The 12,651-nt window shown below is 69.6% G+C and carries 11 protein-coding genes and 1 pseudogene; 5 read left to right on the forward strand and 7 right to left on the reverse strand.

Going from position 1 to position 12,651, the window contains the following annotated elements:
• Positions 1–23: 23 nt before the first annotated feature.
• Positions 24–765, reverse strand: a pseudogene (locus tag ASE28_RS12260) (zf-TFIIB domain-containing protein); the annotation flags it as partial.
• Between the two features lie 166 nt (positions 766–931).
• Between ASE28_RS12260 and ASE28_RS12265 the strand changes: the two are divergent.
• Positions 932–1,357: a hotdog fold thioesterase gene (locus tag ASE28_RS12265; RefSeq protein WP_057266781.1), complete on the forward strand. Its 426-nt coding sequence runs from the start codon at positions 932–934 to the stop codon at positions 1,355–1,357.
• An 11-nt stretch (positions 1,358–1,368) separates the two neighbouring features.
• Here ASE28_RS12265 and ASE28_RS12270 read toward each other — a convergent pair whose 3' ends face one another.
• From ASE28_RS12270 to ASE28_RS12290, 5 genes are all read right to left on the reverse strand, one after another.
• Positions 1,369–2,958, reverse strand: coding sequence for a gamma-glutamyltransferase family protein (locus ASE28_RS12270; protein ID WP_057266782.1), 1,590 nt, complete (start codon positions 2,956–2,958; stop codon positions 1,369–1,371).
• A gap of 41 nt (positions 2,959–2,999) precedes the next feature.
• Positions 3,000–3,389 (reverse strand): oxalurate catabolism protein HpxZ, encoded by a 390-nt coding sequence (gene hpxZ, locus ASE28_RS12275; protein ID WP_057266783.1) that lies wholly within the window; start codon positions 3,387–3,389, stop codon positions 3,000–3,002.
• A 10-nt stretch (positions 3,390–3,399) separates the two neighbouring features.
• Entirely contained in the window at positions 3,400–5,937 is a 2,538-nt protein-coding gene (locus tag ASE28_RS12280) for an ATP-binding cassette domain-containing protein (RefSeq protein ID WP_369818161.1), read from the reverse strand.
• A gap of 17 nt (positions 5,938–5,954) precedes the next feature.
• A complete protein-coding gene (locus ASE28_RS12285) occupies positions 5,955–6,833 on the reverse strand; it encodes a branched-chain amino acid ABC transporter permease (RefSeq protein WP_057200331.1) in 879 nt (292 codons plus the stop codon).
• A gap of 75 nt (positions 6,834–6,908) precedes the next feature.
• The gene (locus ASE28_RS12290) at positions 6,909–8,102 is read right to left on the reverse strand and encodes an ABC transporter substrate-binding protein (RefSeq protein WP_057266784.1); all 1,194 of its coding nucleotides are present in this window, start codon (positions 8,100–8,102) and stop codon (positions 6,909–6,911) included.
• Between the two features lie 267 nt (positions 8,103–8,369).
• Here ASE28_RS12290 and ASE28_RS12295 point away from each other — a divergent pair, with 267 nt between their 5' ends.
• From ASE28_RS12295 to ASE28_RS12310, 4 genes are all read left to right on the forward strand, one after another.
• Positions 8,370–8,819, forward strand: a complete 450-nt coding sequence (locus ASE28_RS12295; protein ID WP_057266785.1) for a hypothetical protein — start codon at positions 8,370–8,372, stop codon at positions 8,817–8,819.
• On the forward strand, positions 8,816–9,730 hold the full coding sequence (locus ASE28_RS12300) for a polysaccharide deacetylase family protein (protein ID WP_200961069.1): 915 nt from the start codon (positions 8,816–8,818) through the stop codon (positions 9,728–9,730). Before ASE28_RS12295 ends, ASE28_RS12300 begins: the two co-directional genes overlap by 4 nt.
• A gap of 10 nt (positions 9,731–9,740) precedes the next feature.
• Positions 9,741–10,964 carry an amidase gene (locus ASE28_RS12305; protein WP_057266786.1) on the forward strand — a complete coding sequence of 408 codons (1,224 nt, stop codon included), beginning with the start codon at positions 9,741–9,743 and terminating at the stop codon, positions 10,962–10,964.
• 73 nt (positions 10,965–11,037) lie between these two features.
• Positions 11,038–11,847 (forward strand): GntR family transcriptional regulator, encoded by an 810-nt coding sequence (locus ASE28_RS12310; RefSeq protein ID WP_057266787.1) that lies wholly within the window; start codon positions 11,038–11,040, stop codon positions 11,845–11,847.
• A gap of 25 nt (positions 11,848–11,872) precedes the next feature.
• On the opposite strand, the gene ASE28_RS12315 is transcribed toward ASE28_RS12310, so the two are convergent.
• Positions 11,873–12,445, reverse strand: a complete 573-nt coding sequence (locus tag ASE28_RS12315) for a cob(I)yrinic acid a,c-diamide adenosyltransferase (protein ID WP_057266788.1) — start codon at positions 12,443–12,445, stop codon at positions 11,873–11,875.
• Between the last annotated feature and the right edge of the window lie 206 nt (positions 12,446–12,651).

A 12,651-nucleotide genomic window follows, 5' to 3' on the forward strand; every position in this document is an offset into this window, starting at 1 on the left:
CCAGAAGAGTTTTGTTAGCCGCNAAGAACTCAGCATGCCCCAGACGAGGGCCACCCCGGCGACGAGCAGATCGCCAGTGACACTTGCGTCGGACGCATCGCCGCTGGTGAAGCGCTCTTTCTGCCGCTCGCGCTCGGCGCGCGTGCGGTCACGCTCCAGCGACACCAGTGCGTCGGCCAGGTCGGTGCGCTGGGGCGGGTGCAGTTGGGCGGCGCGCTGACCGGCCTGGGCATAGCTCTCCAGCGCGCTTTTCACGGCCTCGGGGTCGATCAGCGAGAACGCTGCGCGGCAGTAGGGGCAAGCGTGGTCCTTGCGGATGTCCACCGGCGAGCCGCAGCCCGTGCAGTAGATAGCACCCACGCGCTTGGCGAGGTCGGCCACTTCGGGCTTGGTCATGTGGCGCACGAAGCCCTTCTCCACCATGAAGGACGAAAAGGTGCTGAAGCGGCCATGCTGGCTGGCGCAGCGGTAGAGTACGTAGCGGCCGCTGCGCACCAGGTCGAAACCGTGCGCCAGCGGGCGCACGCAGCGCGGGCAGGCCAGGCTGTTCTGCAAGGGGCGCCGCTCGTCCGTGCGGTGCTCGTGCAGCAGCTTGAACAGCTCCACCACCGCCGCCGGCGCAAGCTTGAGGTTCTCGTGGCGGTCGAACCAGATGCCCTGGCAGGCAAAGCACAGGTCGAGCGTCTGCATGCCACCCTGGTTGGTGGCGAACTGGTGCGCTTCCATGGGCTGGCGGCAGGAGGGGCAGGAGGGAAGGTGCTGCATGGGACGGGTGGAAAGCCGGCGGGAATGCAGCCATGGTAGCGCGCCGGCCAGCTGACCCGCAGGCGACGCGGCCCGAGTCCCGGACCCTTGAACCGAAGCACAATGGCAAGCCCATTCGCCAACCACCAAGGGGCCCTGTTCACCCTTTGCGAGAAAGAAAAGAACGATGCCTGCCATCTGGAAGAAACCCATCACCATCGAATCGCTCACCCACCACAGCCTGCGTACCGCCGTGCCGCACCTTGGGATTGAGTTCCTGGAAGTCGGCGACGATTTCGTGCGCGGCCGCGTGCCCGTGGACGAGCGCACCCACCAGCCCTATGGCCTGCTGCACGGCGGCGTGAGCGTGGTGCTGGCCGAGACCCTGGGCTCGGTGGGCGCCGCCCACTCCTGCCCCGAGGGCTACCGCGCCGTAGGCCTGGACATCAACGCCAACCACCTGCGCTCCACCCAGAGCGGCTGGGTGACGGGCACGGCCCGCCCGGTGCACATCGGCCGCACCACGCATGTGTGGCAGATCGACATGGTCAACGACGCTGGCGAGATGACCTGCGTGTCGCGCATCACCATGGCGATCCTGGCGCCGCGCTGAGGCAATACGGCCTAAACGGCCGCGCAGACCCCGTCGGCGCGCGGGTCGGTCGCGCCCTCGATGCGCCCATCGGGGTGGAACGCCACCGCCCCGGCATGGCCCATCATGTCCTCGAAGGCACCCACCATCTGCACGTCGTGGCCGGCGGCGCGCAGCCGGTCCACCAGGGCCGGGTCGGCGCGCGATTCGAGCTTGAGGTTGGTGGAGTTGTCCCCCCAGGTGCGGCCCAGCAGCCAGCGTGGCGCGGTCACCGCGGCCTGCATGTCCTGGCCGAAGAGCACATGGCGCGTGAACACCGCCGCCTGCGTCTGCGGCTGGCCCTCGCCGCCCATGGTGCCGTAGGCCAGCACGCGCCCGTCTTTCAGGTGCGCCAGTGCCGGATTGAGGGTGTGGAACGGCAGGCGCCCGGGTGCGAGCTGGTTGGGCCCGGCGCCCAGCGTGAACGAGGCGCCGCGGTTCTGCCAGTGCAGCCCCGTCTCGGGCAGCACGATGCCGCTGCCGAACTCCCAGTAGATGCTCTGGATGTAGCTGACCACGTTGCCCTGGGCATCGGCGGCGCCCATCCACACCGTGTCGCCGGGCTCCGTGGGTTCGGGCCAGGGCGCGGCGCGGGCCTTGTCGATGCATGTGGCCTCGGCGTCGAGCGAATCGGCCTGCAGGAAGGCCGCAGGATCGGCACGCATGTACGCCGGGTCGCCCACGTGCTTGTTGCGCCAGGCGAAGGCGCGCTTGGTGGATTCCACCAGGCCATGCACGTGGTCAAAGCCCTCGGCCTGGCCCACGCCCAGGCGGTCGAACAGGCCCAGGATGGCCAGCGACGAGACGCCCTGCGTGGGCGGCGGCTGGTTGAAGACGCGGCCGGCCGACAACTGCACCGACAGCGGTGCCACCTGCTGGGCGTGCCAGCCCTCCAGGTCGGCCAGCGCCAGCGGGCTGCCCAGGGCCTGCAGGTCGCGCGCCATGCTGCGCGCCAGGTCGCCGCGGTAGAAGTCGTGCAGCCCGGCCTCGGCCAGGCGCTGCAGCGTGGCTGCGGTGCGCGGCTGGCGCAAGGTATCACCCCGGTGCGGCTGGCCCTCGGGCGCGAAAGCGGCGGCGAAACCGGGCACATGCTCCAACTCGGCCCACTTGGCGCGGGTCAGTTCGACCTGCGAGGTGGTGATGGGCACGCCCTCGCGCGCATGGCGCATGGCGTCTTCGAGCAGGCGTGCCAGCGGCAGGGGCTTGCCGCCCCAGGCGCGGGCCACTTCCAGCGCCTCGGCCCAGCCGCCGATGGCCCCGGCCACGGTGAGCGCCGCGCGCGGCCCGCGCGTGGGAATGGCCGCGTCGCCGTGCGCCTGGTAGAAGGCGGCGTCTGCCGCCTGGGCCGCGCCACCGCAGGCGCGCACCGCCACCGGGGCCGCCGTGCCGGGCGTGTGGATGAGCCAGAAGCCATCGCCACCCAGGCCGTTCATGTGCGGGTAGACCACGGCGATGGCGGCGGCTGCCGCGACCATGGCCTCCACCGCATTGCCACCTTCGCGCAGCACGGCGGCGCCGGCCTGTGCGGCCAGGTGGTGGGGGGCGGTGACCATGCCACCGCGGCTTTGCAGGCTGTGCAACATCGGAAATGTCTCCTGGGGGTTGGTTTTTCTTGGAGCGAATGCTAGTCCATCAATGACACGTGGGCCGCCACCACGCACCAGCCCTGGTCGGGCATGCACACCCAGGTCTGCTGCTGGCGGCCGGTGCGCGCGCTGCCTTCGCGCGTGAACTCGGTGCTGGCCGTGGCGAAGTCGCGCCCGTAGGTCGTGATGACAGTGTTGCTCAGCGTTCGCGCCAGGCCGGCCGCCGAACGGCCGCTGCGGAAGGCGCGGATCGCGTCGATGCCATGCAGGCATTCCGTGGCGCCGTAGCGCACGGTGTGCGGGCTGTGGAAGAACAGCGCATCGAGCACCTCCACTTCGTTGTGGACCAGGGCATGCTCGTAGCGCGCAAAGGCGGCCGTGACCTCGGCGAGGACATTGGGCAAGTTGATGGTGGTGTTGGTGTCCATGGCGTTCAGTTCAATGCCCCCCGCCCAGGTAGGCGCGGGTCAGGGCATCGTTGGCCGCAATTTCTGCCGCCGTACCCTGCGCCACCACGCGCCCGCCTTCGAGCACGTAGGCCCGGTCGGCCAGCGAAAGCGCCAGCGCTGCCATCTGGTCCACCAGCACCAGGATCATGGATTCGTCGCGCAGGCGCGCCAGCGAGGCGAACAGCTCTTCGATGACCTTGGGAGCCAGGCCCAGCGAGGGCTCGTCGAGCAGCAGCACGCGCGGGCGGCTCATCAGGGCGCGGGCGATGGCCAGCATCTGCTGCTCGCCGCCCGACAGCAGGCCGGCGCGCTGGTGCAGCCGCTCGCGCAGGCGCGGAAAGCGCTGCAGCATCTCTTCCACCCGGGCCTCGCGGCCCTCGGGGTGGAGGAAGGCGCCCAGGCGGATGTTGTCGAGCACCGAGAGTTCGGGGAACACCTGGCGCCCCTCGGGCACCAGCACCAGGCCGCGCGCCACGATCTGCTCGGCGCGCAGCGGGCCCAACTCCACGCCGTCCATGTGGATGCCGCCCGACAACGGCCGGTGCAGGCCTGCCAGGGTGCGCATCAGCGTGGACTTGCCCGCGCCGTTGGCGCCCAGCAGGGCCACCATCTCGCCCTGGCGCACACGCAGGTCCACGGCGTGCAGCACGGGCTCGGCACCATAGCCGGTGGTGAGGCGGCCGACGCCCAGCACTTCGGGGGCTTCGGCCAGCAGGGCACGCACTGCGGTGGCATGCACCGCCACGGCGCCACCGGCGCCATCGCCCAGGTAGGCCTTGCGCACGGCGGGGTGGGCCTGCACTTCGGCCGGGCTGCCTTCGGCCAGGTGGCGGCCCGACTCCATCACCACCACATGGTCCGACAGGCCCATCACCAGCGCCATGTCGTGCTCCACCAACAGCACGCCCACGCCTTGCTCGGCAATGCGGCGCAACAGCGCGGAGAGCTGGTCCTTGTCCTCGGCAGACAGGCCGGCGGCCGGCTCGTCGAGCAGCAGCACCTCGGGCCGCATGGCCAGTGCGCGGGCAATCTCCACCAGGCGCCGGTCGACGTGCGCCAGGTCGGCAGCCGGCACCTGCACGGCACCCTTGTAGCCGCACCAGGCCAGCAGGGCGCGCGCTTCGTCCCGCGCACCGGGCGAGCACACGCGGCCATCGCCCAGCAAGGTGCCCAGGCCACCGCGTGCCAGCGCCAGGGCCACGTTGTCGAGCACGCTGAGCGAGCCGAAGAGCTGCGAGGTCTGGTAGCTGCGCGCCACACCGGCCCGGGCGATGCGCCAGGCGCCCCGACCCTGCAAGGGCTCATCGCCCAATAGCGCGCCGCCACTGGTGGGCGTGTAGAAACCGCTGAGCATGTTGAGCACCGTGCTCTTGCCTGCGCCGTTGGGGCCGATCAGGCTGGTGACGGCACCCGGACGCACAGCAAAGGACAGCTCACTCACCGCGCGCACCCCGCCGAACACCATGGACAGGCCCTGTGCGCTCAGCGCACGGCCGCCCTCAGGCTTCAGGACCGGCAGAGAGCCGCCTGGCGCGGCGCCAGCTTCGGCACTGGCGGGCATGCTGCGGCGCAGGCGCGCGAACAGGCCCACCAGGCCCTGCGGCGCCACCCACAGCACCACCAGCAACAGCGCGCCAAAGAACAGCAGCCGGTATTCCTCCAGGCTGGACAGCAGCTCGGGCAGCAGGCCAACGATGACCGCGCCCACCAGCGGCCCGGCGATGCTGCCGGCGCCGCCGATCATCACCACCAGCACGAACAGGATGGACTGCAGGAAAGAGAAGCTGTGTGGCGTGACGAAGCCCGACAGCGGCGCATACAGCCCGCCCGCCAACCCCGCGAGCAAGGCCGACACCGCAAACGCCACGGTCTTCACGACCAGCGGATTCAGGCCGATGGACTCGGCCGCCGTCTCCGAGTCGCGCACCGCGCGCAGCGCGGCGCCCCAGGCGCCACGCGAGAGCCGCACATAGGCCAGCAGCGCCACCGCCACGGCCACAATGGCCAGCACGGCGATGGCGCGCTCGCCACGCAGCGCATCGATGCCCAGCGCCGGCGCGGCAATGCCCATGATGCCGTTCTGCCCGCCGGTGAGGTCGCGCATCTCCACCGCGCTGTGCTCCACGATCAGGCCGAAGGCAATCGTCACCATGGCCAGGTACGGTCCCTTGACGCGCAATGCAGGCAAGGCGAGCAGCGCGCCCATGGCGCCGGCCAGCACGGCAGCGATCGGCCAGGCGGCCCAGAAGCTCCAGCCGGCCTTGGTGGTGAGGATAGCCACCGCATAGGCGCCGATGGCATAGAAGCCCACGTGCCCGAAGGACACCTGGCCCGACAGGCCGAGCAGCACGTTCAGGCCGATGCCGACCAGCGCCAGCAGCGCCACGTTGGCCAGCACAAAAACGTAGTAGCCATTGACCTGCGTGGCCAGCGCCAGGCCCGCGGCCACGCCCAGCGCCGTGAGCACGAGCAGGGTGGGCATGGCCAGCCCGCGCGCGGACGAAGGAAGGAAAGGTGCGTTCTGCATGGAGGAGAAAATCGTCTTCATACCTTGCGCACCAGGGCACGCCCGAAGAGCCCGTTGGGCCGCACGGCCAGCGCCACGATGACGAGCGAGAAAGTGAGGATCTGCGTGTAGCCCGAGCCCAGCGTGGAGGTGATCAGCGCCTCGGCCACACCGAACAGCAGGCCCGCAGCCATGACGCCCCAGGCGCTGCCGATACCGCCCAGGATGGCGACCGCAAAGGCCTTGAGGCCGAACAGCGTGCCCATGTCGGACTGCACGTTCACTAGCGGCGCGATGAGCACGCCCGCCACGCCGGCGAACACGGCCGACAGCGCGAACGCCGCCGACACCACCCGCCCGATGGGGATGCCCATGAGCCGGGCCGCATCGCGGTTCTGCACCACGGCCAGCATGGCCGTGCCCCAGCGCGTGCGCCGCGCCACGAAATGCAGCACGGCGGCCAGCACCAGGCCGATGGTCGGGATGATGAGCTGCAGCGGGTACACACCCAGGCCGATGTCGCCCAGCGTCATCGGTGCCTGGGCCAGCGGCGACGGCAGGCTGCGCGGCTCCTTGCCGAAGGTGAACATGGCCAGGTTGTCGACCACGATGCCCAGCGCCACCGTGGCCATGAGCCAGGCGTCGGAGCCCCGGCGCGCGAAGGGGCGCACGGCGAAGAACTCCACGGCCAGGCCGTAGAGCGCGCACAGCAGCAGCGCCAGCAATACCGCCAGCGCCATGGGCCAGCCCAGCACCATGGCAAAGCCGTAGGTGAGCACGGCGCCCAGCATCATGGAACTGCCCTGGGCGAAGTTCACGGTGCCGGAAACGACGAAGGTGACGTGAAAGCCCAGGGCCATCAGCCCGTACATGCTGCCCAGGCCGATGCCGCTGATCAGGGCGGAGAGAAAAAGCATCGTGGTGATCGAAGTAGTGAAAGTGCAGGGAAGCCCCGCACCCCTGCGGGCGCGGGACTGCATGGCGTGGCTTGCTTACTTTTCGAGGCCCACCGGCAGGATGCGGTTGCCTATGAACTGCGCCCAGACATAGTCGTTTTCGCTCAGCGCGTCATGGTTGCCTTCGCTGAAGGGCTTGTCGTAGCCCTTGATCAGTCCGTCGTACTTGCCGATCTTGTAGAAGCCCTGGCGCACGGCGTCGCCCTCGGTGCTGCCGGCCTGGGTGATGGCCAGCGCCGCCAGCTGCATGGCGTCGTAGGCGTTGGCCACGCCCACGGCGGGGGTGATGTTGTCGGGGCCCTTGATCTCGGGGTACTTGGCCTTGAGGGCTGCCAGCACCTTCTCGCCCACCGGGCCCTGCTTGCCGAAGAAGCTGTAGGTCTGCACGAAATGCACGTTCTTGGCATTCGCACCGGCCAGTTCGGTGAAGCGGCCACCCGCAGGACCCCAGTGCGAGACGATGGGCACCTGCCAGCCCATGCGGTCGAGCGACTTGACCACCTGGGCCGAAGGGCCCACGTTGCCGACCAGGAACAGCGCGTCGGCGCCCGCCGCCTTCAGGCGCGTGAGTTGGGGCACCACGTCCACGTCGCTGTCCCCGAACTTCTCGATGCCGGCGGCTTTCATGCCCTTGGCGGTGAGCGCTGCGGTCAGGCCCTTCTCGTTGGACTCGCCCCAGGGGTTGTTCACCAGGATCATGCCGGGGTTCTTGGCATTGAAGGTCTTTTGCGCATAGGCCAGCATGCCGCGGTCGACGATCTCGTCCACGGCCGAGACGCGGAACGCGAAGTTGGGCTTGGCGCCGTTCTTGGTGACCGGCGTGCCTGCGGCCCAGGGGCCCATGAAAGGCACCTTCTCCTGGTTGGCCAGTTGCACGATGGCGATGGAGACCGGCGTGTCCAGCCCACCGAAGAGCACGGCCACCTTTTCCTTGTAGATCAGTTCGCGCGCAGCCGTCACGCCCTTGGCGGGGTTGGCCTCGTCGTCGCGGCGCACCAGTTCGAGCTTGCGGCCGCCGAGCAGGCCGCCCTTGGCGTTGATCTCCTCGATGGCAATGGTCAGGCCGCGCGTGATCGCATCGCCCGCCAGCGCCGACTGACCCGAGAGCGCAGTGACCAGGCCGACCTTGATGGGCTCGGCGGCATGGGCAGCGCTCAGGGCGCCCATGGCGGCCCAGGCAGCGGTGGCGAGCGTGGCGACGGCAAAGCGGCGGCGGGTGGTGAAAGGCATGGCGGTTCTCCTGCAGTGGCGGGTGGACGGGGATGAACGGATCGGTGGGCGGGTGTCGGTCCGCCTCGGGAGGCTCCACCAGCAAGCAACGTGCCAATGTCAACAAACACCAATATTTATTGGTAACTTTATTGATATGTCATTGTCGACAATCTGGCACACGCTTTGCTGACAATAAAAACCAAAGGCAGTTCACCGCGTTCCGCCCCATTCCGAAGCAGCCCCCGCAATATTTCGCACTCCGGTGGTGCGATCAGGAGCACCAACATGCAGCAGCAAGCACACACCCCACCCACCCAGGATGCAGGCGCCATCGTCGAAGAGTTCCTGCGCCTGGTGATGATTCCAGACCCCGCCGCCGCCAGCCGCTTCGTCGCGCCGGGCCTGGCCATCCGCTTCACGGGTGGGCGACCCATGCGCCAGCCGGCCGAGTGCAGCGCCTTCAACGCCACGCGCTACGCCTGGGTGAAAAAGAAGTTCGAGAGCACCGACGTCGTGGCCGGTGCCACGCACGAAGAGGCCGTGGTCTACAACACCGGCACGCTCTACGGTGCCTGGCCCGATGGCACGCCGTTCGAGGGCAACCGCTATGTGGACCGCTATGTGCTGCGCCATGGCTTGATCGTGCAGATGGACGTGTGGAACGACAGCGCCGAATGGCTGCTGGTGCGGGCCGGCCTGGCCGCGCCCTGGCCGACCGAAGGTGCCGGCGCATGATCACCAGCATCTACGGCGATGGCCCCCTGCCAGGCCACGGGCGCTTCGGCTACAGCCCTATCACCCGCCGCCCCGACTACACCTGGCCGAACGGCGCGCGCCTGGCGGTGTACCTGGGCTTCAACCTGGAGCACTTCGCCTTCGGCGGGGGCCTGGGTGCGCGCATCGGCCCGGCATCGCCCGAGCCCGACGTGCTCAACTACAGCTGGCGCGAGTACGGCAACCGCGTGGGGGCCTGGCGCTGCCTGGAGCTGTTCGACCAGTTGGCCCTGCCGGCCGGCTGCATCCTGAACACCGCGCTGTACGACCACTGCCCGGAGTTGCTTGCAGCCTGTGCGGCACGGGGCGACGAGCTGATCGGCCACGGCCACACCAATTCGGAGCGCCAGGGCGACTTCGCCGAAGCCGAGGAGGCCGCGCTGCTGGCCGCCTGCCGCGAACGCATCGCACAGGCCGGCGGTGGCGCGCCTACGGGCTGGCTCTCGCCCTGGATCTCCGAGAGCCCCACCACGCCCGACCTGCTGGCCGAGGCAGGCTACCGCTACACCCTGAACTGGGCGCACGATGACCAGCCCGTGCCGATGCGCACGCGCAGCGGCCAGCGGCTGTGGTCGATTCCCTACCCGCAGGAGCTCAACGACATCCCGATGATCGTTGCGCGCCAACTCGACGGCAAGGATTTCGCGCAGATGATTGTCGACAATTTCGACGAGATGCTGCAGCAATCGGCTACGCAGCCATTGGTGATGGGCATCGCCCTGCACCCCTATCTCGTGGGCCAGCCCTACCGGCTGCGGCATCTGCGCCGCGCGCTGGAGCATGTGGCTCGTGCGCGCGATGCCGGTGCCGTCTGGTTCACCACGCCCGGCGCCATTTGCGCGCACGTGGATGCCCTGTTCCCTTCTGCCTGAGCCCCGCCCCATGCACCACCCCATCGCCTCCCCCGGCCTGCCCTTCACCGACACCGTCCATGCCTGGGTGCCCCACGGCCATTTCGTGATCGAAGGGGCGCCCGGCGGCCCCGTGGCCGGCCTGCGCTTTGCCGCCAAGGACGTGTTCGACGTGGCCGGCCACCCAACGGGCGCCGGCAACCCCGCCTGGCTGGCCAGCCACCCGGTGCCCACGCGCCACAGCGCGCTGGTGCAACAGCTGCTCGACGCCGGGGCCACGCTGTGCGGCAAGGTCATTTCGGACGAGCTGGCCTACAGCATCCACGGCCACAACCTGCACTACGGCATGCCGCTCAACAGCGCCGCGCCCGAGCGCATTCCGGGCGGCTCGTCGAGCGGCTCGGTCGCGGCAGTGGCCGCGCGGCTGGTGGACTTTGCGCTGGGCACCGACACGGGTGGATCCACCCGCGTGCCAGCCAGCTACTGCGGCGTGTGGGGGCTGCGCACCACGCATGGCCTGGTCTCGCGCGAGGGGCTGGTGCCGCTGCACGACAGCTTCGACACCGCGACCTGGTTCGCACACGACGCAGGCACCTTCGAGCGCGTGGCCAGAGCGTTGCTGCCGGCCACCCCCTTCGCGGCGGTGCGCGCCGTCGTGCTGCAGGACGCGGCTGCCGAGGCCGACGCCGAGGTGGCCGCACTGCTGCCCCGCGTGGGGGAAGTGCTCGCCAGAATCCTGCCCCAGGGGGCGGGCGCGGCAACGGCAGCCCAGGGCAGTTCTCTGGAGGACTGGCGCCGCCACTATGTGGCCTGGGGCGCCCATGAGGCCTGGCAGGCCCATGGCGCATGGATCGCGGCCAACGCGCCCGGCTTCGAAGACGCCATTGCCGGCCGCTGGCAGGCAGCGTCAGAGGTCACGGCCGAGGCCGCCGGGGCGGCGCGCGCCGCAGGCCAGGCCGCCCGCGCCCAGGTGCGTGCGCTCGTCGGCAATGGCACGGTGCTGATCGTTCCCTCGGCCGCCAGCGTGGCGCCGCTGCGCAGCGCCGGCGGCACCGAGATCGACGCCATCCGCGCGCGCACGCTGCGCATCTGCTGCATCGCCGGCCTGGCGGGGCTGCCGCAGGTGAGCCTGCCGCTGGCCACGGCCGGTGGCCTGCCCACAGGGGTGTCGCTGATCGGCCCGGCGGGCAGCGACCTGGCCCTCGTGCGCCTGGCGGTGCAGGTCTGGCAGGCGCTGCAGGACGGCAGGCTCTGAAGGCGCGACAATGGGGGCAACAACATCCGCCGGGCCGCGCGACGACAGACAGCAGGCATTCCGGGCGAACACCATGGCCACCAAGACAACTCCCCGCGCCGGCGCCAAGCCACTGCGGGCCACCACCTCGACCCAATCCCCTGCGGCAGTGCCGCTCAAGGCGGCCGCGCAACTGCAGGAAAGCGACCTGCCCGGCCTGCCGGGCCTGCGCACGGGCGACGACGTGGAAACACGCATCTACAACACGGTGTACGAGAGCGTGATGACCCAGCGCCTGACGCCCGGCACCAAGCTGCCCGAGGCCTCGCTGTGCGAGCTGTTCGACGTGCGCCGCGCCACCGTGCGCAAGGTGCTGCAGGCGCTGGCGCACGACCACATCGTGGACCTGCGCCCCAACCGCGGCGCCATCGTGGCCGAGCCCACGCCCGAGGAGACGCGCCAGGTGTTCGAGGCGCGCCGCGCGCTCGAAGGCTCCATCGTGCGCCTGGCCACGCGCCATGCGACGCGCGAGGACATCGCCTCGCTGCGCCAGCAGCTTGCGCAGGAACACGACGCCATGCACCGCTTCACGCAGCCCGCCTGGGCACGGCTGGCCAGTGCCTTCCACCTGCGACTGGCCGAGCTGGCACGCAACCCGGTGCTGCAGCGCTACCTGATGGAACTGGTCTCGCGCTGCTCGCTGATCGTGGCGCTGTACGAGCCACCCGGCAAGGCCTCGTGCGAGCACGAAGAGCACGAGCGCGTGGTGGATCTCATCGCCCAGGGCGACGCCGACGGTGCGGCGCGCGAGATGGAAGCGCATCTGCTGGCGCTGGAGCACAGCATCACGCTGCAGCAGGAGCGCAGCGACAACAACCTGGCGCGCATGCTCGGGATGGCCTGAGGTCTCCGCAACAGAGCCGTGGCGATCAGCTGTCTGCGGCCTGTGATCGCGCAAGCCGCTCGCTCTGCCAGTACACGTCGTCGCCACCGTCCATGCGGTTGAGCACGCGGGCGAGCACGAACATCAGGTCCGACAGGCGGTTGAGGTACTGGCGCGGCGCGTCGTTCAGGGTTTCCTCACTGCCCAGGCCTACCACCACGCGCTCGGCGCGCCGGGCCACGGTGCGGCAGACATGGGCCTGTGATGCGGCTCGGGTGCCGGCGGGCAGGATGAACTCCTGCAAGCGTGGCAGCGATGCGTTGTAGTGCGCCAGAGCTTCGTCGAGTTGCAGCACGGCCTCGGCCTTGAGCAGTTCGTAGCCGGGGATGGACAGCTCGCCGCCCAGGTTGAACAGTTGGTGCTGCACCTGCACGAGCAGGCTGCGCACATCATCGGGCAAGGGTTCGCACAGTAGCAGGCCAATGTGGGAGTTGAGCTCGTCCACGTCGCCCATGGCGTGGATGCGGGTGCTGCTCTTGGAGACGCGCTGGTCGTTGCCCAGCCCTGTGGTGCCGGCATCGCCCGTGCGGGTGGCGATGGCGGTGAGTCGATTGCCCATGGAGGCCTCCTGTGCGCAGCGTCTGCAGAAGTCCGGCAACGCTGTTTCGTTGAATGGGGATTGCCATCGCAGGTGCAGGACACCCTTCTCGACAGCCATGCGCCGCATTGTCATTCATCGCCGCACATTGGCGCCTGAACCCATGGGAAAAGGCAGAAGCGGAAACGGCAAATGCAGTTCATGCCCACCATGCCCCTGAAAGGCAG

Source organism: Acidovorax sp. Root219, from assembly GCF_001428665.1.
GTDB lineage: Bacteria > Pseudomonadota > Gammaproteobacteria > Burkholderiales > Burkholderiaceae_C > Acidovorax.

Coding starts and splice junctions, on each gene's coding strand:
- ASE28_RS12310 (WP_057266787.1), top strand. CDS start 11,038: ATGGCCACCAAGACAACTCCCCGCGCCGGCGCCAAGCCACTGCGGGCC.
- ASE28_RS12280 (WP_369818161.1), bottom strand. CDS start 5,937: ATGCAGAACGCACCTTTCCTTCCTTCGTCCGCGCGCGGGCTGGCCATG.
- ASE28_RS12270 (WP_057266782.1), bottom strand. CDS start 2,958: ATGTTGCACAGCCTGCAAAGCCGCGGTGGCATGGTCACCGCCCCCCAC.
- ASE28_RS12295 (WP_057266785.1), top strand. CDS start 8,370: ATGCAGCAGCAAGCACACACCCCACCCACCCAGGATGCAGGCGCCATC.
- ASE28_RS12315 (WP_057266788.1), bottom strand. CDS start 12,445: ATGGGCAATCGACTCACCGCCATCGCCACCCGCACGGGCGATGCCGGC.
- ASE28_RS12290 (WP_057266784.1), bottom strand. CDS start 8,102: ATGCCTTTCACCACCCGCCGCCGCTTTGCCGTCGCCACGCTCGCCACC.
- ASE28_RS12265 (WP_057266781.1), top strand. CDS start 932: ATGCCTGCCATCTGGAAGAAACCCATCACCATCGAATCGCTCACCCAC.
- ASE28_RS12285 (WP_057200331.1), bottom strand. CDS start 6,833: ATGCTTTTTCTCTCCGCCCTGATCAGCGGCATCGGCCTGGGCAGCATG.
- hpxZ (WP_057266783.1), bottom strand. CDS start 3,389: ATGGACACCAACACCACCATCAACTTGCCCAATGTCCTCGCCGAGGTC.
- ASE28_RS12300 (WP_200961069.1), top strand. CDS start 8,816: ATGATCACCAGCATCTACGGCGATGGCCCCCTGCCAGGCCACGGGCGC.
- ASE28_RS12305 (WP_057266786.1), top strand. CDS start 9,741: ATGCACCACCCCATCGCCTCCCCCGGCCTGCCCTTCACCGACACCGTC.